This window comes from Bradyrhizobium sp. (genome assembly GCF_022844465.1).
Lineage (GTDB): Bacteria > Pseudomonadota > Alphaproteobacteria > Rhizobiales > Xanthobacteraceae > Bradyrhizobium.
In genome coordinates this window covers 192,989-212,809 of record NZ_JALHLP010000003.1, presented here as the reverse complement: position 1 = coordinate 212,809, position 19,821 = coordinate 192,989, and the positions used below count along the sequence as shown (strand labels likewise).

General features: G+C 63.2%; 19 protein-coding genes and 1 tRNA gene. 19 read left to right on the top strand and 1 reads right to left on the bottom strand.

What is annotated here, in order from left to right; genetic code table 11:
* The first annotated feature begins 74 nt into the window (after positions 1 to 74).
* From Q0D31_RS09140 to Q0D31_RS09095, 10 genes are all read left to right on the top strand, one after another.
* On the top strand, positions 75 to 746 hold the full coding sequence (locus Q0D31_RS09140) for a response regulator (protein WP_291848738.1): 672 nt from the start codon (positions 75 to 77) through the stop codon (positions 744 to 746).
* Between the two features lie 180 nt (positions 747 to 926).
* The gene (locus Q0D31_RS09135) at positions 927 to 1,955 is read left to right on the top strand and encodes an ABC transporter substrate-binding protein (protein ID WP_291848735.1); all 1,029 of its coding nucleotides are present in this window, start codon (positions 927 to 929) and stop codon (positions 1,953 to 1,955) included.
* 9 nt (positions 1,956 to 1,964) lie between these two features.
* On the top strand, positions 1,965 to 2,678 hold the full coding sequence (locus Q0D31_RS09130) for an NUDIX hydrolase (RefSeq protein ID WP_291848734.1): 714 nt from the start codon (positions 1,965 to 1,967) through the stop codon (positions 2,676 to 2,678).
* Between the two features lie 135 nt (positions 2,679 to 2,813).
* Positions 2,814 to 4,124, top strand: coding sequence for an ABC transporter substrate-binding protein (locus Q0D31_RS09125; protein WP_291848733.1), 1,311 nt, complete (start codon positions 2,814 to 2,816; stop codon positions 4,122 to 4,124).
* Between the two features lie 34 nt (positions 4,125 to 4,158).
* Positions 4,159 to 4,926, top strand: coding sequence for an ABC transporter ATP-binding protein (locus Q0D31_RS09120; protein ID WP_291848732.1), 768 nt, complete (start codon positions 4,159 to 4,161; stop codon positions 4,924 to 4,926).
* A gap of 1 nt (position 4,927) precedes the next feature.
* Positions 4,928 to 5,632 (top strand): ABC transporter ATP-binding protein, encoded by a 705-nt coding sequence (locus Q0D31_RS09115; protein ID WP_291848731.1) that lies wholly within the window; start codon positions 4,928 to 4,930, stop codon positions 5,630 to 5,632.
* Positions 5,633 to 5,826: 194 nt separating this feature from the next.
* Positions 5,827 to 6,708: a branched-chain amino acid ABC transporter permease gene (locus Q0D31_RS09110; protein WP_291848730.1), complete on the top strand. Its 882-nt coding sequence runs from the start codon at positions 5,827 to 5,829 to the stop codon at positions 6,706 to 6,708.
* Positions 6,705 to 7,682 (top strand): branched-chain amino acid ABC transporter permease, encoded by a 978-nt coding sequence (locus Q0D31_RS09105; RefSeq protein WP_291848729.1) that lies wholly within the window; start codon positions 6,705 to 6,707, stop codon positions 7,680 to 7,682. The genes Q0D31_RS09110 and Q0D31_RS09105 overlap by 4 nt, the downstream gene beginning before the upstream one ends.
* Positions 7,679 to 8,605, top strand: a complete 927-nt coding sequence (locus Q0D31_RS09100; RefSeq protein ID WP_291848728.1) for a polyphosphate kinase 2 family protein — start codon at positions 7,679 to 7,681, stop codon at positions 8,603 to 8,605. The genes Q0D31_RS09105 and Q0D31_RS09100 overlap by 4 nt, the downstream gene beginning before the upstream one ends.
* Positions 8,606 to 9,108: 503 nt before the next feature.
* A complete protein-coding gene (locus Q0D31_RS09095; protein WP_291848727.1) occupies positions 9,109 to 10,668 on the top strand; it encodes a 2-isopropylmalate synthase in 1,560 nt (519 codons plus the stop codon).
* A gap of 183 nt (positions 10,669 to 10,851) precedes the next feature.
* Here Q0D31_RS09095 and Q0D31_RS09090 read toward each other — a convergent pair whose 3' ends face one another.
* Positions 10,852 to 11,253, bottom strand: coding sequence for a VOC family protein (locus Q0D31_RS09090; RefSeq protein WP_291848726.1), 402 nt, complete (start codon positions 11,251 to 11,253; stop codon positions 10,852 to 10,854).
* Positions 11,254 to 11,448: 195 nt separating this feature from the next.
* Between Q0D31_RS09090 and Q0D31_RS09085 the strand changes: the two genes are divergently transcribed.
* The 9 genes from Q0D31_RS09085 (at position 11,449) to Q0D31_RS09045 (ending at position 19,821) form a co-directional block, all read left to right on the top strand.
* The gene (locus Q0D31_RS09085; protein ID WP_291848725.1) at positions 11,449 to 12,219 is read left to right on the top strand and encodes an SDR family NAD(P)-dependent oxidoreductase; all 771 of its coding nucleotides are present in this window, start codon (positions 11,449 to 11,451) and stop codon (positions 12,217 to 12,219) included.
* Positions 12,220 to 12,364: 145 nt separating this feature from the next.
* Positions 12,365 to 13,282 (top strand): MBL fold metallo-hydrolase, encoded by a 918-nt coding sequence (locus Q0D31_RS09080; protein WP_291848722.1) that lies wholly within the window; start codon positions 12,365 to 12,367, stop codon positions 13,280 to 13,282.
* Positions 13,283 to 13,499: 217 nt separating this feature from the next.
* A complete protein-coding gene (locus tag Q0D31_RS09075) occupies positions 13,500 to 13,631 on the top strand; it encodes a hypothetical protein (RefSeq protein WP_291848718.1) in 132 nt (43 codons plus the stop codon).
* A gap of 463 nt (positions 13,632 to 14,094) precedes the next feature.
* Positions 14,095 to 15,906, top strand: coding sequence for a caspase family protein (locus Q0D31_RS09070; protein ID WP_291848715.1), 1,812 nt, complete (start codon positions 14,095 to 14,097; stop codon positions 15,904 to 15,906).
* A gap of 239 nt (positions 15,907 to 16,145) precedes the next feature.
* A complete protein-coding gene (locus tag Q0D31_RS09065) occupies positions 16,146 to 16,754 on the top strand; it encodes a Spy/CpxP family protein refolding chaperone (protein WP_291848710.1) in 609 nt (202 codons plus the stop codon).
* 174 nt (positions 16,755 to 16,928) lie between these two features.
* Positions 16,929 to 17,004, top strand: a tRNA-Lys gene (locus tag Q0D31_RS09060).
* Positions 17,005 to 17,188: 184 nt separating this feature from the next.
* A complete protein-coding gene (locus Q0D31_RS09055) occupies positions 17,189 to 18,385 on the top strand; it encodes a CoA transferase (RefSeq protein WP_291848707.1) in 1,197 nt (398 codons plus the stop codon).
* A 22-nt stretch (positions 18,386 to 18,407) separates the two neighbouring features.
* Entirely contained in the window at positions 18,408 to 19,151 is a 744-nt protein-coding gene (locus Q0D31_RS09050; RefSeq protein WP_291848704.1) for an SDR family NAD(P)-dependent oxidoreductase, read from the top strand.
* A gap of 1 nt (position 19,152) precedes the next feature.
* Positions 19,153 to 19,821 carry a glutathione S-transferase family protein gene (locus tag Q0D31_RS09045; RefSeq protein WP_291848701.1) on the top strand — a complete coding sequence of 223 codons (669 nt, stop codon included), beginning with the start codon at positions 19,153 to 19,155 and terminating at the stop codon, positions 19,819 to 19,821.

Genomic DNA, 19,821 nt, shown 5'->3' with positions numbered 1-19,821 from the left:
CGATCGTAAGTTGTGTCGCGCAACCTTTCACGGCTGGCATGTGTTCTTGAGTGAAGCGTGAAGGAACAAAGCGAATGTCAAACCTGGAGGCACTTTGGAGTTCCGTTGACAAGTCAATCAAGAACCGCGTTGTCCTTGTTGCCGACAGTCATCCCTATTTTCGCTCAATAACCCGGACGATTCTGTTGCAGCTCGGCGTCAAGGCGACCCAGGAGGCCAGCGACGGATTTCAGGCCATCGAGGCCATCTGCGCGTTTGACCCATGCGTCATGATTCTGGATTTGAACATTCGAGGCATGGATGCCCGGGAGGTGGTGCGCGTCATCCGAACATCGGGAGTGGTTCCGGATCCGCAAATGCCGATCATCGCGATTTCGGATCCGATGAAGCGGTCGAGGGTGGTCGAGGCCAAGCAGTTGGGTATAAATCACATCTTGATAAGGCCGATTTCTCCCATGCTGGTGCAGCAGCGGCTTTTTCCGGTGTTCATGAGGTTGATCAGGCCGGCACCCTCTGCCGATGAAGCCAGCGACAGCCTGCTGACGGCAAAGGACGCGGCTGAGGTTCTCAAGGTCGCCCCTTCCTGGCTCGCCAAGGCGCGCAAGAGCAACGAAGGGCCGCCCTACGTCCGGGTCGGCCGCTCCGTTCGCTACCGTCCGGCCGATCTGACAAGGTGGGCCAAATCCAACGGTGCGAGTCGATCCGGGCGCAACGACGCGTCGGTGCGGGCATCCCAAAGGGGATGAGTGGTCGAAGCGATCTTGCGTCGAACGCCGCGTGGTTTGTTCGGCAGCATCGCGTTCCGTCCAGGGCTACTGAGTTCGCAGCGCAGGATTCGATGTCCGTTTGCGGAGCCTGGATCGCGGCGGCGGCTTCTCAACGGTCGCGGGCTGGCCTATCCTGCCGCCCGACCAATGGAGGATGCCATGAAGAAACTGTTCGGCCGGCTGGCCGCGACGCTGCTGGCGCTGGTGCTGACCTCGGGACTTGCCGCGGCGCAAAGCAAGGTCACGATCGCGATCGGCGGCGGCGCCTGCCTGTGCTATCTGCCGACCGTGCTGGCGCGGCAACTCGGCGAGTATGAAAAGGCGGGCCTCGCGGTCGAACTGGTCGATCTCAAGGGCGGCTCGGACGCGCTGAAAGCCGTGCTTGGCGGCAGCGCCGACGTGGTGTCGGGCTATTTCGACCATTGCGTCAACCTGGCCGCCAAGAAGCAGGAACTGCAGTCGTTCGTGATCTATGACCGCTATCCAGGCCTGGTGCTGGTGGTGTCGCCCAAACATACCGGTGAGATCAAGTCGATCAAGGATCTCGCCGGCAAGAAGGTCGGCGTCAGTGCGCCGGGTTCCTCGACCGATTTCTTCCTGAAGTATCTCCTGAAGAAAAACGGTCTCGATCCGACCAGCGCCGCGGTGATCGGCGTCGGACTTGGTGCTACCGCGGTGGCGGCGATGCAGCAGGGGCAGATCGAAGCCGCCGTGATGCTCGATCCTTCCGTCACGGTTCTGCAAAGCGGCTATCCGGATCTGAGAATCCTGGCCGACACCCGTACGCAAAAGGACACGCTCGCGGTGTTCGGCGGCGAGTATCCGGGCGGCGCGCTGTACACGACCGTGGCCTGGATCAATTCACACGAGAAGGAAGTGCAGGCGCTGACCACGGCGATCGTCAACACGCTCGCCTGGATCCATACGCACAGCCCGGAAGAGATCATGGCAAAAATGCCGGAAGAGATGGTCGGCAAGAACAAGGAGCTCTATCTGGCTGCGTTGAAGAACACGATCCCGATGTACTCCGAAACCGGCTTGATGGATCCGAAGGGCGCCGACGCGGTGCTGGCGGTGTTCAGCGTAAGCTCGCCCGAGATCGCCAAGGCCAATATCGACGTGAGCAAGACCTGGACCAACAAGTATGTCGAGCGGGTGAAGAAGACGACGGGCGTGAACCCGAAATAGCCGATCGCGATGACGAGCGAGCCGCCGGTCATTCATCGCGTTAGTTCGCTTGAGCTGGCGGTCGCGCCGTTTACCTGGCCGTTCGCCGTGGCGCGACGCGCCGATATTCTGGCGCATTTCGCGCTGAAGCTGCGCGAGAAACCTGCACTGTGGAACGGCCGCGTGCTGCTCGGGCGCAACCCGGTGTTTGCAGTCGGGCGCTTCAGCGCCAGCTACTTCGAGACCGATTTCGCCAGCTTTCTGGCGTGGCGCGACTGGGGCTTCCCGGACACGGGCGTTTTCAACGGCTTCGGCATGGGCGCGCTGCGCTGCGCCGACGGCGCGTTCGTGCTCGGCGAGATGGGCCCGCACACCGCCAACGCCGGGCGCATCTATTTTCCGTCCGGCACGCCCGATCTCGGCGACATCAGTGACGGCGCGGTCGATATCGCCGGCAGCGTCGTCCGCGAGCTCGAAGAGGAAACCGGCCTTGTCCCCGGCGACTACGACATCGATCCCGATTGGCATTGCGTCTACACCGGGGCCGCGGCGGCGTTGATCCGCATCCTGCGGGTGGACATGCCGGGGGAAGCCCTGCGCGCCAGGATCGAAGCCAATCTCGCTTCGCAGCGCCGGCCCGAATTGTCGGCGATTCATCTCGTGCGTGGAACCGCCGACCTCAGTCCTGCCATGCCGGATTTTGTCACCGCGTTCATTGCGGCGCAGTTCGCCTCCCAACCCTGAGGTGTGGGCTTGGGCGGGTCTGCGCGGCGAGGCCGCAGTAATACGCTTGACATCGGCCCGCGCTATCAATGTGATAGGCGCGAACCAGAAAAAGCAAACGCACTGCACAAAAATATTCTTCCAGGGAGGTTTTCCATGCCGGGGCGCAAAGCTGCACGCCTTCTCGTTGGGTTGACTGCCGCAGTCGCGGTACTGGGGTTGGCGGTTCCCGCCAACGCCCAGGAAAAGAAAATCAAGATCGGCGTGATCTACGACCTGACCGGCCCGCTGGCGGGCGGCGGGTCGGAACTGCAATATATCGGCGCCAAGATCATGCTCGACCAGTTCACCAAGACCGGTGTCGAGGGTTACAAGATCGAGGCCGTCTACGCCGACGCCCAGAGTAAGCCCGATGTCGCCATCAACGAGGCGGTCCGGCTGATCGAGCAGGAAAAGGTCAACATGCTGCTCGGCTTCTTCTCGTCGGCGCAGTGCGTGCCGGTGGCCGCGCGGGTCGAGCAGCTGAAGAACTTCATGTGGATCACCACCTGCATCTCCTCGGCAGTGCTCTCGGACAAGAACTTCAAATACGTATTCCGTCCGCAGGCCTCGGGCGACCAGTTCGGCCTGATGACGACGGATTTCATCGCGCAGAACGCCAAGGCAAAACTCGGCAAGGACCCGAAGGACCTGCGCGTCGCCATCATCCACGAGGACGGCGCCTACGGCGTCGACGTCTCGAAGGGCAACGAGGCCGGCGCCAAGAAGGCCGGCTTCAACATCGTGATGAAGGAAGGCTATGCCGCCACCGCGCCCGATCTTTCGGCCCTGGTCACCAAGCTGAAGCGCGCGCGGCCCGACGTGATCTTCCACACCGGCTACAACCCCGACATCACCCTTTTCGGGCGCCAGGCGCGCGAGCAGGGCCTGAAATTCGCCGCCCTGGTCGGCCACGGCGCGGGCTATGGCGTCTACGAGAAACTGAAGGAAGGCCTCGGCGGCGACGTCAACCACGTCTTCAACGCCGACCCGATCTCGATCTGGGCTGCGAACGAAAAGGGCCTGAATGCCAAGCTGCCGCCGGTCATCAAGATGGTCGGTGAGGAGTTCGACAAGGTCAAACCGGGCGTCGCGATTCGCTCGGCCCATGTCGGCATGGCCGCGTCAAACACCTACGTCTTCCTGACCGAAGTGCTGCCGCGCGCGATCAAGAAGTATGGCGGCGTCGATCCGGAGGCGCTGCGCAAGGCCGCGCTGGAAGTCGACCTTCCCGAAGGCGGCACCATGCTTGGCTTCGGCGTCAAGTTCTTCGGCGAGGGCGAGCAGATGGCCGGCCAGAACCAGCGCTCGTTCCCCGTCGTGATCCAGTACATCGACGACAAGTCGTATGTGGTGTGGCCCAAGAGCCAGGCCCAACGCGAAGCCGTGCTGCCCCTGCCCAAGGGATCGACGTTCAGCAACCAATAAGGCCCAAGCAAGCGGGTGAGCGGAGGTTCCGGGGGTGCTGACGGTAGACGGGTTGGTGAAGCGCTTCGGCGGCTTCACCGCGGTTAACAACGTGTCGTTTCGGGTCGAGCAGGGCGAGATTCTCGGCCTGATCGGCCCCAACGGCTCCGGTAAGAGCACGATCTTCAACATGCTGTCGGGCACGCTGACCCCGTCGGCGGGGTCGATCCTGTTCAACGGCTCGGAGATCGGCGGCCACCCTCCGCATCGCATCATCAACAGCGGCATCGGCCGCACCTTCCAGATCCCGCGGCCGTTTCACCGGCTCAGCATCTTCGAGAACGTGGCGCTGGCGGGTTACTACGGCCAGGGTAGCCATAGCCGGGCGAGGGCCGATGAGGCCGCCGAACGGGCGCTCGCCATGGTCGGCCTTTCGACCGACCGCCACGCCAGCGTCGATGGCCTCGGGGCCGCCGGGCTGAAGAAGCTGGAGCTGGCAAAGGCGCTCGCCACCGGGCCCAAGCTCTTGCTCGCCGACGAGAGCCTCGGCGGGCTTGACGAGACCGAGATGGATCAGGCCGCCGAGATGCTGCGGAAGATCCGCGACGAACTCGGCATCACCATCATCTGGGTCGAGCACATCATGGGCGTGTTGATGCGGGTGGTGGATCGCGTGATGGTGCTCGATCACGGCGAGAAGATTTCGGAAGGCTTGCCGAGCGCGGTGGCCGGCGATCCCAGGGTGATCGAAGTTTACCTCGGTACCGACGCGGATTCGAGCCAGGCCGCGGCGGCGGAAGCCCGCCGGCCGGCAGGGGTCTAGCATGCTCGAACTCAGATCGGTCGACGCGGGTTACGGCAGCTTTCAGGCCTTGTTCGGCGTCAACCTCGACGTCCGGGCGGGCGAGGCGGTGGGCGTCATCGGCCCCAATGGCGCCGGCAAGACCACGCTGATGCGGGTGATCTCTGGCTTGATCCGGCCGACCCGGGGCGCGATCTCGATGGAAGGGATCGACGTGCTGGCGACGCCGGCGCATCGCATCGTCGATCTTGGCATCGCCCATGTGCCGGAAAACCGCCGGCTGTTTCCCCGCCTCACTGTCGACGACAATCTGAAGATGGGCGCCTACATGCCGGGCGCCCGCGCCAAGTATGCCGAGCGGCTGGAGTTCGTTTTCGACCTTTTCCCGCGCATGAAGGAACGCCGCAACCAGATGGCCGGCACGCTGTCGGGCGGCGAGCAGCAGATGTGCGCGATCGGCCGCGCGCTGATGTCGAATCCGAAACTGCTGCTGCTCGACGAGCCGTCCGCGGGCCTCGCCCCGGTCGTGGTGCAGCAGGTGTTCGAACTGGTGAAGCGGATCCGTGCCGGCGGGCTTACGGTGCTGATCGTCGAGCAGAACGTGCAGCAGGTGCTGAAGGTGGTCGACCGCGCCTATCTGCTCGAGGCCGGCACCATCAGGGCCTCGGGCACGTCGGCGGAAATGCTGGCGACCGATACGATCAAACAAGCGTATCTCGGGGTATAGGCATGATGACGTCAAGTCGAACGGCGAAGGGACCGCGCTCCCTCTCCCGCTTGCGGGGGAGGGTTGGGGTGAGGGTGTCTCCGCGAGCGCTCATAATGGAGTAAGTTTTCCCCCACCCGGATCGCATCTGCGATGCGATCCGACCTCCCCCGCAAGCGGGAGAGGTGAAGTGAAGCTGGAATAGGGCCACAACAATGCAGGCGTTTCTGGACATCTTCGACATCTACCTGCTGGAGGCCGTGGTCAACGGCATCCTGCTCGGCGGCGTGCTGGCGCTGCTGGCGCTCGGGCTCAACCTGATCTTCGGCGTCATCGACGTGACCTGGATCTGCTACGCCGAGCTGGTCATGATCGGCATGTACGGCATGTACTACATGGTGCAGGTGTTCGGACTGCCGTACTGGGCTGCCGCCCCGATCGCGATCCTGCTGGTGGCGGCGCTTGGCGCGGCGCTGCACTACATCGTCATCGCGCCGCTATTGACCGCGCCGCCGATCAACCAGCTGCTCGCCACCGGCGGTGTGCTGTTCATTCTGCAGAGCTTCGCCACCGTCGCCTTCGGCATCGACTTCCGCAATCTCGGCATCCGCCTGCCGGTGCTGGCGATCGGCGAGATGCATCTCAGCTACTCGCGGCTGTTGTCGTTTGCCGCGGCGCTGATCGGCATGGTGACGGTCTATTTGTTCATGACCCGCACCTACACCGGCACCGCGATCCGCGCCATCTCGCAGGACCGCCAGATCATGTCGCTGATGGGCGTCGATACCAAGCGGATCTATCTCATTACCTCGGCGCTGGGCGGCGCGCTGGCGGGCCTCGCCGCCTGCCTTCTGGTGCTGCAATATGACGTGCATCCGTTTGTCGGGTTGTCGTTCGGGCCGATCACCTTCCTGATCTGCGTACTTGGCGGGCTCGGCAATTTCGTCGGCGGCTTCATCGCGGCGTTCGTGTTTGCCGAGATCATCTCGCTGGGCGGGCTGTTCTCGGACCTTGAATGGGGTTACGTGCTGGCCTTCGCCTTCTTCATCGTCATGATGTTCATCCGGCCCGCGGGCCTTTTCGCGAGGCGCTCGTGAATTCCCGTAACGCCGCCTGGGCTACAGGCCTCGCCGCGCTGATCGCGCTGCCCTTTGTCTACCGCGAGCCCTACCACCTGCACCTGCTGGTGCTGATCCTGATCTGGTCGTTCGCCTACACCTCGTGGTCGATCATGGGCCGCTTCGGCCTGGTGTCGCTCGGCCATGGCGGCTTCATGGGCGTCGGCGCCTATGTCACGGCGCTGCTCTGGAACCATCTCGGCGTGTCGCCATGGATCGGCATTCCCCTGAGCATGGTAGCGGCCGGCGCGCTGGCGCTGGTGGTCGCCTATCCCTGCTTTCGCTTTCGCATTACCGGGCACTATTTCGTGCTGGTGACACTGGCGCTGTCAGGCATTGTGCTGCAGGTCATCACGGCCACGCGGGACTATACCGGCGGCTCGCTCGGCTACACCCCCAACCGCACCAAGGGCAGCCAGCTCTTGGCGCTGCAGTTCGACGACAAGGTGACCTGGTATCTGATCGCGCTGTTCGTCTGGGTGATGGGCCTCTTGATCTGGCGCTGGGTCGACCGCAGCATGAGCCGCTACGCCATGGAGGCGATCTCGGAGGACGAGGACGCCGCGGCTGCCGCCGGCGTCAACGTCACCGCCGAAAAGCTCAAGATCACGCTGATCTCGGCGTTGATGACGGCGCTCGCCGGCGCGCTCTATTGCCAGTACCAGATGTTCATCTCGCCCGACACCGTCAGCGGCATTGCGGTGTCGCTGCAGATGGTCTTCGCGGTCATTGTCGGGGGGCTCTATGTCTCGCTCGGGCCGACGGTCGGCGCGATCATCACCATCCTGCTCGCGGAAATCCTGCGGATCGGGTTCGGAACCAAGGCGGTCGGCTGGGACAACCTCGTCTACGGCGTGCTGCTGGTGGTCTTCATCATCTTCCTGCCCAAGGGTATTCTGGGCAGCATCCTCGATCGGTTCAAGACGCAACCCAAGCCGTCGGGGACGCCATGAACAAGAATTCCTCGCAATCGGTGGCGGACGAACTGAAGCCCTTTGTGGCCCCGTTTCGCTTCGACGGAAAAGGCGAGTTTCACCTGAAGTCGCACAAGACCAACGAGAAGGGCGGTCTTGACAAGGAACAGGCGACGCGGATCATCGAGGCCAACCGCAAGCGGCTGAACGACTTCCAGGAGAAGCTCTACGCCCAGGACCGCTGGTCGCTGCTGCTGATCTTCCAGGGCATGGACGCGGCCGGCAAGGACAGTGCGATCAAAAGCGTGTTCGAGGGCATTAATCCGCAGGGCTGCGACGTCACCTCGTTCAAGCAGCCTTCCACGATGGAGCTCGATCACGATTTTCTATGGCGCAGCATGATCGCGTTGCCGGAACGCGGCCGGATCGGCATCTTCAACCGCTCCCATTACGAAGAGTGCCTGGTGGTGCGGGTGCATCCGGAAATTCTCGCCAGGCAGAAGATCCCACAGCAATTGGTGACCAAGGATATCTGGAAGGAGCGCTTCGAGGATATCTCGGCGATGGAGAACTACCTCGCGCGCAACGGCACCGTGATCCTGAAGTTCTTCCTCAACGTCTCCAAGGAGGAGCAACGCGGGCGGTTCCTGGAGCGGCTGGAGGATCCCGCCAAGAACTGGAAATTCTCGCTGGCCGATATCGGCGAGCGCAAGCTATGGGCGAAATACCAGGCCGCCTACCAGGACATGATCCGCCACACCTCGACGCCCGCCGCCCCCTGGCTCGTCGTTCCGGCCGACTACAAATGGTTCGCCCGCGTGGTGATCGGCTCGGCCATCGTCTCCGCGCTCGATCGGCTCGAGCTGCATTTCCCCGAGGTCGACAAGGAGGACCGCGGCGAGTTCAAGCAGGTCCGCGAGGCGCTGCTGGCGGAAGGCAAGGGCGGGGGGAAGGGGAAGTGAAACCCGACGCCGCCTACCCGCGCCGTCATTCCCCGCGAAGGCGGGGAATCCAGTACGCGGCGGCCTCCTAGGGTCTCGCCTAGGTCTCTGGAATACTGGGTCACCCGCTTGTGCGGGCGACGACGAGTATGCTGAACCGCATAGGTCATCCCTCCTGACCATCTTTTGGCATTGCCGCCGGCCATAATTCTCGTCTAGAAACAGCTTGGAAGCGCCGTCCCGGCAACCAACCGTCAACGGTTTTGGCCGAGATTTGGCTTCCAAAGGGTCTGGCAATGCTGATTCGCGGCGAAATGTCTGGAGTTCGGGGGGGAGCGGCGACCGCTGCGCCCTCGATTTCGGCTGCGTCCGCGTCCACCCTGCTTCTTGGCGGGCTTCTGCTTCTTATCGGCCCCTGAGGGCCGTCTGGGCGGTTTGCGCCTGGGCACTCAGGGGTTCGCGCGAGATCACCAGCCCCTTCAGCGCTTGCAAGACGGCGCACCGACCCAAAAGGAATCCATGACATGACCACCGCAGCCAAGTCCGAAAAGGACCGCGTCATCGTATTCGACACCACCCTGCGCGACGGCGAGCAGTGCCCGGGCGCGACCATGACGTTCGAGGAAAAGATCGAGATCGCCGAAATGCTCGACGACATGGGCGTCGACGTCATCGAGGCCGGCTTCCCGATCACCTCCGAAGGCGACTTCCAAGCGGTCAGCGAGATCGCCCGCCGCTCCAAGAACGCCGTCATCGCCGGCCTGTCGCGCGCCAATCCGAAGGACATCGACCGCTGCGCCGAAGCAGTGAAGTTCGCCAGGCGCGGCCGCGTCCACACCGTGATCGCGACCTCGCCGCTGCACATGCGCGTCAAGCTGAATTTGACGCCGGAACAGGTGATGGAGCTGTCGATCGCCAACGTCACCCGCGCCCGCAACCACATCGACGACGTCGAATGGTCGGCCGAGGACGGCACCCGCAGCGAGATGGATTTCCTCTGCCGCATCGTCGAGGCCGTCATCAAGGCCGGCGCCACCACGGTCAATATCCCCGACACGGTCGGCTACACCGTGCCGGAGGAGTACACCAACTTCATGCGCACGCTGATCGAGCGGGTGCCGAATTCCGACAAGGCGGTGTTCTCGGTGCACTGCCATAACGACCTCGGCATGGCGGTGGCGAACTCGCTGGCCGGCATCGCCGGCGGCGCGCGGCAGATCGAATGCACCGTCAACGGCATCGGCGAGCGCGCAGGCAACGCCGCGCTGGAAGAAGTCGTGATGGCGATCAACGTTCGCAACGACGTGTTTCCGTGGTGGAACAAGATCGATACCACCATGCTGACCCGTGCCTCGAAGCTGGTGTCGGCGGCGACCTCGTTTCCGGTGCAATACAACAAGGCGATCGTCGGCCGCAACGCGTTCGCGCATGAAAGCGGCATCCACCAGGACGGCGTGCTGAAGGATGCCTCGACCTACGAGATCATGCGGCCGGAGATGATCGGCCTGAAGAAGTCGTCGCTGGTGCTCGGCAAGCACTCCGGCCGCCACGCCTTCGTGCACAAACTGGAGGAGATGGGCTACAAGCTCGGCGCCAACCAGCTGGAAGACGCCTTTGTGCGGATGAAGGCGCTGGCCGACCGCAAGAAGGACATCTACGACGAGGATATCGAGGCGCTGGTCGACCAGGAGATCGCGGCCGCCCACGACCGCATCAAGCTGGTTTCGCTGACGGTGATCGCCGGCACCCATGGACCGCAGCGCGCGACCATGAAGCTCGACATCGAAGGCCAGACCAAGATCGAGGAAGCCGAAGGCAACGGTCCGGTCGATGCCGTCTTCAACTGTATCAAGGCGCTGGTGCCGCACGAGGCCAGGCTGGAACTCTACCAGGTCCATGCCGTCACCGAAGGCACCGACGCCCAGGCCGAAGTGTCGGTGCGGCTCGCTCATGAGGGCCGCTCGATGACCTCGAAGGCGTCCGACCCGGATACGCTGGTGGCGTCGGCCAAGGCCTATCTCGGCGCGCTCAACAAGATCGTCATGAAGCACCAGCGCGACCGGCCGGCGCAGGCGGCGAGCTGAGGCGCGACGTCATTCCGGGGCGCGAAGCGAACTATGGTGCGCAATTGCGCACCTGAGGTCTGATGCTAACGCACCATCCCGGAATGACGTCCATAACAGACAGTGAACGCGGCGCCTCAAACGCCGCTTTATTGTTCGCTGCGTCCTTGCTGCCGCGCGTTCCAGGTTGCCTTGCGGCAGGTTCTATTTGCCGGTTTGATGGACCTCGACGATATTGCCGTCAGGGTCATGAAAGAAGATCTGGTACCAGCCCTTCATCGCCCAGGTTCCGTAGTCGGAGTAGGGGATCTTCTTTTCCTCGAGGCGGCGCTTGAACCCTTCGATATCGTCGGTGCGAAAGCAGAAATGGCCGCGGTCGAGCGGGTTGATGAAATGCTTCATGCGAAATCCGAGGTCGACGTCCCTGCGCGCGAGGTGGAATTCAATCGCGCCATCGGTCACGAAGTCGACGTTTCCGCCATAGCCATCGGCGGTATTGACGCGGGTGTGCGCCACCGACCCGAGGTCGAGGATCGAGCGATAGAATTCAGATAGCCGCGGCACATTCTCCGAGCACAGATTCATGTGGTGAAACTGCAGTTTCATGGTGGTGCTTCCTCTTTGGTGCGGGTTAAGCGTGTCGCCAGCGGCTGAAGGCGGTTCAGAAGGAATTCCTGCAAGGCGCCTGCTAACTCCACGGTTTCATGGATGGACATTCATGGTCAATAAATTTTACAAACAGATTTCACAGGTTATGCGCGGATAGACTGCGAGGGCCTGAGCTCTCGTGCGGGGACGTAGATGCTGCTTCAAGACAAGGTGTGCGTCATCGTCGGAGCCTCGTCGCTGCGAGGCATCGGGTATGCAACCGCCGAGCTGTTTGCGCAGAACGGCGCGCGGCTTGCTCTCGTCGATCTCAGCATGGACGAGGGTATCGTCGGCGACATCGCGTCTTCGATCGCCAGCAGCATCGGGCATCGGCCGCTCATTGCCGGGTTGCGGTGCGACATCGAGAATCCGGCCGATTGCGAGCGCGCGGTCGCTGAGGTGGTGGCGCGGTTCGGGACGATCGATTGTCTGGTGAATTGCGCCGGGATCGTTCAGGCGCGCGCCATGCTTTCGATTGCGGAGACCGATTATGATCGGGTGCTCGGCGTCAACCTCAAGGGCGCCTTCAATATCTGCAAGAGCGCGCTCGCGGTCTTCGCCGGGAAGAAAGCAGGAGTCATCATCAACCTGGCGTCGGTTGCCGCGCAGCGCGGCGGCGGCCTTGTCGGGGGCGCTCACTATGCCGCCTCCAAGGGTGGCGTCGTCAGTCTGACCCGAACCATCGCCCGCGAGTTCGGCCCTGTGGGCGTCAGGGCCAATGTCGTCTGCCCGTCGATGGTGGAGACCGGGATGCTCGATGGCCTCACCCGCGAGAAGTTCGACGAGATCGTGTCGGCGATCCCGTTGCAGCGGGCCGGGCGGCCGTTGGACGTGGCGGGCGCGTGCTTGTTCCTGGCCTCCGATCTTTCGGCCTATGTCACCGGCGCAACGATCGACGTGAACGGGGGCAGCCATATCCATTGAAGGCGCGCGCCATGCTGCAGCGCCGCGGCTGGCCTGAGGGCCTGCCATCAGCCAGCGCCGCTTCCGGCGGAGCCGCGCAAAGACCGCGCATGACCACGAAATTTGGCAGGCTCCGGGGGATCAATCGAAGGGGAAGGAAATCAATATGTATAACCATACGCGCCTGGCACTTCTCGTGGCGGCCTTCATCGCTGGCCTAGCTGGCCTCGCGCAGGCCCAAACGCCGTCGCCGGCACCAGCCCCGGCAGCGACGCCACCGCTGTTTGCGGCCACCAAGGTCGAGGGGACCGAAAACGTCTATATCTTCCGCTACCAGAATCATCAGTCGATGTTCGTGGTCACGCCCGCGGGTGTCATCGTGACCGACCCGATCAGCTATGGCCGCCCCGAGGCGGCCAAGGCCTATCTCGACGAGGTCAGGAAGATCACGAAGGCGCCGATAAAGTACCTGGTCTACAGCCACCATCACTACGATCATATCGCCGGTGGCAAGCCGTTCAAGGACGCCGGCGCCGTCGTGGTGGCGCACCGCCGCGCCAAGGAGCGGCTGGCGACGCTGAATCCCTCCATCGTCGTCATGCCCGACCAGGTCGTGGATCAGAGGCGCGTCATCAAGCTTGGGGGCACCACGCTTGAACTCATCTATACCGGGCGCAATCATTCCGATTCCTCGCTGGTGATGTTCCTGCCCAAGGAGAAGATCCTGTTCGCGGTCGACTTCAATTCGCTCGGCGCGGTGCCGTCGCGGCTGGCGGTGAACGATTCCTATCCCGGCGAGTGGGAAGCCTCGCTGAAGCGGACGCTGGCCCTGGGATGGGAGCGTCAGATCCCCGGTCATCCCGGTCCCGGCGGCCGGCTCGGCACCAGGAAGGACATGGAGCAGCAGCTTGCCTTTATGACCGACCTTTCCGCGGAAGTGAAAAAGGCAGCCGACGCCGGTAAATGTTTCGATCCCGCCACCAAGGAAGTGCGGGTGCCGCAGCACGCGACGCTGCAGAACTACGAGCAGAACATCGAATGGCACACGCACCGCTGGTGCGGCTATTGGGGGCGCGGCATCTGATCTCCAATCGATGGCGTTGAAATAATCCGAAGCCCGGCGCGACGAGCGCCGGGTTTCGCGTTTTCAACGCGTGCGCTCCACCCTCATTGTTCGAGACGCGCGAAGACGCGCTCCTCACCATGAGGGACTGACAGTCATTTGTCGGGCAAATCAGTAAGACCTGTCCAGCCCTCGCGCGAAAAATATTCCCCCTTCCGTCGTCGGGCAAATCAGCTTTATGAATCTGCCCGTCTCACCCGATGAGACGGGGCGGATCGCGATCGTCACGAACGCGCGGTGGGATGCGGTGGACGCTGAGGTCAAAGAGACGATGTTGACCGAGGCGTACGGCGAAATCGCGTGGTCCTGACGCCGCGGTGCTGGCGTCAAGTCGCGCAGATTCAGTTCTGCGCGACGACGGAGGCAAAACAGCCGTTCTCCGGGGAGATCGCGTTATAAGCCGTCAACCCATTGCGCAGGGAAGGCCGGATGCTCTCCGCTGGACCTGTATGCTCGTGTGCGCACTTCCTTGTGCACATTGCACACGAGACCGCGGGTGCAGCGCGCACCCGGTCTTCCCTGCGCCCTCTTTCTCAAAGGGGGCAAGGAGCAACCGCAAACCTCGGGCGAAGCATGCCGCGAGATCGCAAAGCCGTATCCAGGCGTCATGGCGCGTGCAACGAAATATAAGCCGGCTGTTTTGCAGTGCAGCACTTCGCGGTTGGTAAAGTCGCCCTGCTGACGGGCAATGGCAATGGGTCCGGTTCGTCTGTAACATGGCGCCCTCGATTGGGCGATGGAACGGGCCTGAATGGCACGGCTGGGGGCACGCAATGCGCTGGTTCCTGATAGCGATGCTGGTCTCACTTGCTGCGCTTCCTGCGCAGGCGCAGCAGAAGCAGTATTGCACGCCGGAAGCTTACCTGCCGGAGCAGATCGAGAAATCGATGAAGGTGTGTGATGCCATCATCGCCGATCAGAGGCAGCCCGCGGGCGAGAAGATCCAGGCGTATCAAAATCGCGGCGATCTCTATCTGCGGAAGGGAGACTATTCCTCGTCGCTGCAGAATTTCAATCAGGCGATCGCACTTGTCGGTACGCAAAAGATCGTTCCCTACAGGGGATTCGGCGGACCGTCACCGCCGCCCGGCTCAATTGACAACATCAAGGCAGCAGGAGTCTATAACAGCCGAGCCTGGCTGTTCGTTAACAGGAAAGAACATTCGCGGGCGATCGAGGATTACACGAAATCCTTGCAGATTTTCCCGCGCAGCAGCGACACCATTGCCGCCCGCGCGGAAAGCTACAGGGCATTGGGACAGTTCGATCGCGCCATCGCGGATCTGAGCCAGGCGATTGAAATCGTGGCCAGCAACAAGTTCAATCCAATCGACTGGCATTTCCGAAAGCGTGGAGAATTATACCGCATCACAGGCGATCACGACGGTGCCATCCGCGACTTCGACAAGGTACTGGAGCTTGCCCCCAAGGATTATGAGGCGCTTGCCGGACGAGGCGTAACCTTCCTTGCCAAGGGCGATGCCGATCGCGCGCTGCGGGATCTGGATCAAGCGATCGCCATGCATGACTTCAACGCGAGCAATCCTCGTTACCGCCACGATCGCGGAAGCGCCTATCGGAAAAAGGGCGATCTCGATCGAGCCATCGGGGAGTTCGACAAGGCGGTCGAACATGGGTTCGGGCTGACGGATGCGGCCTTGCGGGCTGACATTTTCGTCAGCCGGGGCGAAACCTACGGAGAAAAAGGCGAGTGGCTCAAGGCGCTGGAGGATTATCAAAGCGCTTTAGGGATCGTCTCGTATCATTCGCGGGCGGTCGCAGGCCGCGACGCGGCGCGGCTGGCGCTGTCGCGGTCTACCCAGCCTGTCGCGACCATTGCCCCTGCGAACGCCAGTCCCGCCCCGGTGGTCGCCGGCCCGCCTGAGCGCCGCGTGGCGCTCGTGATCGGCAATTCCGCCTATCAAGGCGTACCCGCCCTGCCCAATCCCAAGCGTGACGCCGATACCCTGGCGCGCGCGCTGCGAAGCGCTAGTTTCCAGTTCGTCCAGGTCGCCACCGATCTGCCGCGCGACAAGCTCGCGCAAGCGCTGCAATCGTTCGCGGCTGAAGCGGACAACGCGGATTGGGCGATGGTTTATTTCGCCGGGCACGGGATCGAGATCGGTGGCGTCAATTATCTGATCCCGGTCGACGCCAAGCTGAAGGTCGATCGCGATGTGCCACTCGAAGCCGTCGCGCTCGAGCAGGTGCTGACCAGCGTCACCGGCGCGAAGAAGCTGCGGCTGGTGGTGCTCGACGCCTGCCGGGACAATCCCTTTGTCGCCAAGATGGCGCGGACGGTGGCCGGGCGCTCGATCGGTAGGGGGCTTGCGAGCATCGAGCCCGAGGGCGGCACGCTGGTAGCCTTCGCCGCGAAACACGGACAGACTGCGCTCGACGGCCAGTCTGGAAGCAATTCGCCCTTCGTCACCGCGTTCGTGAAACATCTGCAATCACCGGGCCTGGAGATCAGCAAGATGTTCCGGCTGGTGCGCGACGACGTGCTCGCCGCGACCGGCAAGCAGCAGGAGCCGTTCACCTACGGATCGCTGCCCGGACAGGATTTCTTTTTCCGGCTGCAATAATGGCCACCGGCGATCATAGCGGCAACCCGGATCGGCAAAGCGATATCACGGATTTTGGACATCAGACCGGGATGGTGCGGTGGCCGCCGCGCTCGCTTGGCAGATTCAGCCGGCCGCATTGCGATGGATCAAATTCATCGACATTACATCTCGGTAAGGAGGCTTTCTCTTTCCAATCGTTAAGTTGAACCGCCGCCGACACGGGCCCATTTTCGGTCGATCCCTTGAAGGAGGCTCGCATGAGGAAGTTCGCCATCGCCGCGGTTGCGGTACTTGCCATCGCCGGCTCGACCGCCGTCTATGCCCAGCACCATCACTGGGGCTACGGGCATCCGCGGATGAGTTCGGAGGACAGGTCGGCTTATGCCGACGCGCGGATCGCCGCCATCCGGGCCGGCCTCAAGCTGACGGCCGACCAGGAAAAGCTGTGGCTGCCGGTGGAAGTCGCGGCGCGGGAATTCGCCAGATTGCGGATCGACCGCGCCAACGCGCGGATGAATTCGGCGCGGGATGACGCCAGCCAGCAGAAGCCGGACGATCCGGTGACGCGCCTGCGCGAGCGTGCCGACACGATGGCGACCATGGCCGCCGCCATGAAGAAGATCGCCGATGCGGCCGACCCGCTTTACAAGACATTGGATGAGGGCCAGAAGCGGCGGCTCGCCGTATTGACCCGGATGGACGGCCGGTTTGGCGGCCGGGGAGGCTGGCGTCACCACGGATCCGGGCATGGCATGGGCATGGACCGGATGGGCATGGATCGCGATGACGACCGCCATCATGGTGGCGATCGCCATCGCCATGATCGGGATGGCGGGCAGGACCGGGGCGGCCCCGAGCGGCTCTGAGCGCCCGATCTCGGCGCTCAAGCTGGACTTGGGCGGAAGCCGCTGAATTCCAGCGGCTTTTCGTCGTTTCAGAGATCCGCCAAGGCGCGGGAAAACCTGCCCCGGTTTGCTGGACATCACGGGGTCGCTTTGCTAAACGACGCCCTCTTGCGAAGGCCTTCCGGACCCGTTTCCGGGCGCATAGCTCAGTTGGTAGAGCAGATGACTCTTAATCATCGGGTCCCAGGTTCGAGCCCTGGTGCGCCCACCAAGGTTTTCAAGCACTTGGCCAGGTCGTGACGGGAACGGACGCGATCTGGCGATAGCCCAGTTAGATGGGCCCGCTTGGCGGGGCAGGCGACACAATCCCCCACACCTCCCATGCTGCGGCGTAGCTTGCGTCGGTCACCCGGACGACCGAAGTTCAGCGCGCAAAGTCTAATGGGGAGATTGCCATGCCGGGTCCGCTCGCGGGCGTCAAAGTGCTCGATTTCACCGCGGTGGTGTCGGGCCCGTTCGCGACCATGTTTCTCGCCGACCAGGGCGCCGAGGTACTCAAGATCGAGCCGATCGGTGGTGACAGCACGCGCCGCAGCCGCGCGCCCATCGACAAGGCCGGAGAATTCTCCGCTTTGTTCATCTCCTCCAATCGCGGCAAGCGATCGCTGTCGATCGACATGAAGAGCGATTCCGGCCGCGAGGTGCTGGCAAGGCTGGTGGCGCAGGCGGATGTGCTGGTGCAGAACTTCCGACCCGGCGCGATGGAACGGCTCGGGCTTGGCGCCGAGGAGCTTCGTGCCCGCTTTCCACGCCTGATCTATGTGTCGATCAGCGGCGTCGGCGAGACCGGGCCCTATGCCAGGAAGCGGGTCTACGATCCGATCATTCAGGGCCTTTCCGGCTTTGCCGATATCCAGTCCCAGGCGGTCACCAACCGCCCGCAGATGATCCGGACCATCGTGGCCGACAAAACCACCTCCGTGTTCACGGCGCAGGCGGTGTCGTCGGCGCTCTACGCCCGCGAAAAAAGCGGGCAGGGCGATCACATCAGGGTGGCGATGCTGGACGTCATGATCTCCTATCTGTGGCCTGAGGGCATGATGCAGTACACGGTGGTTGGCACCCCAGCCGCCGCCGATCCCAATGACCGGCCCGATCTGGTGTTCAAGACCAGCGACGGCTACATCACCGCCGGCACGCTGTCGGATTCCGAATGGCAGGGCTTCTGCAAGGCCTCGAGCGATCCCGAACTGATCAAGGATACGAGGTTCACCACGCCGGTGGGGCGCGCGGTCAACGCCACCGCGCGCATTCACAAGATGGCCGAGTATATTTCGCAAGACACCACCGCCGAATGGCTGGTCCGGCTCGACGCCGCCGACGTACCGTGCGCGCCGATCCTGCGCCGCGGCGAGATCATCGATAACGAGCAGGTGGTGGCGCGCGGCCTGATCGCCGAATTCGACCAGCCGACGGTCGGTCGGGTGCGGCAGCCGAAGCCGGCCGCACGGTTCGAACGCAACCCCTCCGCGATCGGCGGCCCGGCGCCTCGGCTCGGCGAACATTCCCGCGATGTGTTGCGGGGGCTCGGCTACGATGACAGCGCCATTGAACGGATGATTGCCGATAAAGTGCTGAGAGCAGCCTCGTAGAGCGGGCAACAGGAGGGTACAGGTGGAGCTTCGCAATGAGGTGGCATTGCTGGTCGGCGCAGGCGATGCGATCGGCGCGGCGGTGACGCGGCGTTTTGCCAGGGACGGTTACAAGGTTTGCATCGCCCGGCGCGACGCCGCCAAATCCGAAGGTCTGATCGCCGAGTTGAAGGCGGAGGGCTGCGAGGTTCACGCCTTTGCCGTCGATGCCCGTCAGGAGAGCGAGGTGCAGACCCTGTTTGCCCGCGTTGAGGAGAAGATCGGTCCGATCGAGGTCTGCCTGTTCAACGCCGGATCCAATGTCAAAAAGCCTTTGCTGGAGACCGACGCCAAACTGTTCCTGAAGTCCTGGGAGCTGGCTTGCCTGGCCGGCTTCCTCGTCGGCCGCGAGGCCGCCCGGTACATGACAAAGCGCGGCCACGGCACCATATTGTTTACCGGCGCCACCGCGAGCATGCGCGGCGGCAGCGGCTTTGCGGCGTTTTCATCGGCGAAGTTTGGCCTGCGCGCCGTCGCCCAGGCGATGGCGCGCGAACTTGGTCCAAGGAACATCCATGTCGCGCATCTCGTGATCGATGCCGGCGTCGACAGCCCGGCGATCCATGCTCGGATGAAGGCCGCAAGCGGCATCGATGCCGGTGAAATCCCGCCGGACAGCCTGACCAAGACCAGTTCCATCGCCGACGCCTATTGGTTCGTGCATCGGCAGGCCAGGGACGGCTGGACCCATGAACTCGATCTGCGCCCCGCCGTGGAGAAATGGTAGCGTGACCGCCGCACCCAACCTCACTTTATGGGGCGTCGGCACCAGCCGCACTGTGCGCGCGCATTGGGCGATGCACGAACTGGGGCTCACGTATACGACACGTGCGATCGGCCCGCGCACCGGCGAGACCAAGACCGCCGAGTACACCGCGCTCAATCCCCGGCAGAAGATTCCGCTGTTGCAGGACGGAGATTTTCGCATTGGCGAAAGTGCGGCGATCGTCGCCTATCTTTCGCGCACATACTCAACAGAAGAGAATTCTCTGATCCCGGAGCCGCCGCGCGACTTTGCGGCATGGCTCGAATGGACGTTCTTCATCGTCGCGGAGCTGGATTCCACCAGCCTGTATGTGATGCGCCGCCACGGCGCCGATGCGCTTGGCCATATCTACGGCGTCGCCCCCGAAGTCGTGGCCAAGGCCGGCGAATATTTCCGCCAGCAGCTCCGCCATGTCGAGACCGCACTCGCCGACAACCGCACCTACCTGATGGGTGACCGCTTTACCAGCGCCGATATCCTGCTTACCACCTGCCTCGACTGGGCGATCGCCTACGGCGTCGGCATCTGCGACAACGCGCAGCCTTATCTGGCGCGTATCCAGCAGCGCCCGGCGTATCAGCTCGGCCGTGCGGCGAATGTGGCGCGCGCGGCGCCGGAGCGCGCGAGATGA

What these genes read in the sequence shown, in the direction of transcription:
- Q0D31_RS09140 (WP_291848738.1), top strand. Translation starts at nt 75, where the DNA reads ATGTCAAACCTGGAGGCACTTTGGAGTTCCGTTGACAAGTCAATCAAG.
- Q0D31_RS09135 (WP_291848735.1), top strand. Translation starts at nt 927, where the DNA reads ATGAAGAAACTGTTCGGCCGGCTGGCCGCGACGCTGCTGGCGCTGGTG.
- Q0D31_RS09130 (WP_291848734.1), top strand. Translation starts at nt 1,965, where the DNA reads ATGACGAGCGAGCCGCCGGTCATTCATCGCGTTAGTTCGCTTGAGCTG.
- Q0D31_RS09125 (WP_291848733.1), top strand. Translation starts at nt 2,814, where the DNA reads ATGCCGGGGCGCAAAGCTGCACGCCTTCTCGTTGGGTTGACTGCCGCA.
- Q0D31_RS09115 (WP_291848731.1), top strand. Translation starts at nt 4,928, where the DNA reads ATGCTCGAACTCAGATCGGTCGACGCGGGTTACGGCAGCTTTCAGGCC.
- Q0D31_RS09110 (WP_291848730.1), top strand. Translation starts at nt 5,827, where the DNA reads ATGCAGGCGTTTCTGGACATCTTCGACATCTACCTGCTGGAGGCCGTG.
- Q0D31_RS09100 (WP_291848728.1), top strand. Translation starts at nt 7,679, where the DNA reads ATGAACAAGAATTCCTCGCAATCGGTGGCGGACGAACTGAAGCCCTTT.
- Q0D31_RS09095 (WP_291848727.1), top strand. Translation starts at nt 9,109, where the DNA reads ATGACCACCGCAGCCAAGTCCGAAAAGGACCGCGTCATCGTATTCGAC.
- Q0D31_RS09090 (WP_291848726.1), bottom strand. Translation starts at nt 11,253, where the DNA reads ATGAAACTGCAGTTTCACCACATGAATCTGTGCTCGGAGAATGTGCCG.
- Q0D31_RS09085 (WP_291848725.1), top strand. Translation starts at nt 11,449, where the DNA reads ATGCTGCTTCAAGACAAGGTGTGCGTCATCGTCGGAGCCTCGTCGCTG.
- Q0D31_RS09080 (WP_291848722.1), top strand. Translation starts at nt 12,365, where the DNA reads ATGTATAACCATACGCGCCTGGCACTTCTCGTGGCGGCCTTCATCGCT.
- Q0D31_RS09075 (WP_291848718.1), top strand. Translation starts at nt 13,500, where the DNA reads ATGAATCTGCCCGTCTCACCCGATGAGACGGGGCGGATCGCGATCGTC.
- Q0D31_RS09070 (WP_291848715.1), top strand. Translation starts at nt 14,095, where the DNA reads ATGCGCTGGTTCCTGATAGCGATGCTGGTCTCACTTGCTGCGCTTCCT.
- Q0D31_RS09065 (WP_291848710.1), top strand. Translation starts at nt 16,146, where the DNA reads ATGAGGAAGTTCGCCATCGCCGCGGTTGCGGTACTTGCCATCGCCGGC.
- Q0D31_RS09055 (WP_291848707.1), top strand. Translation starts at nt 17,189, where the DNA reads ATGCCGGGTCCGCTCGCGGGCGTCAAAGTGCTCGATTTCACCGCGGTG.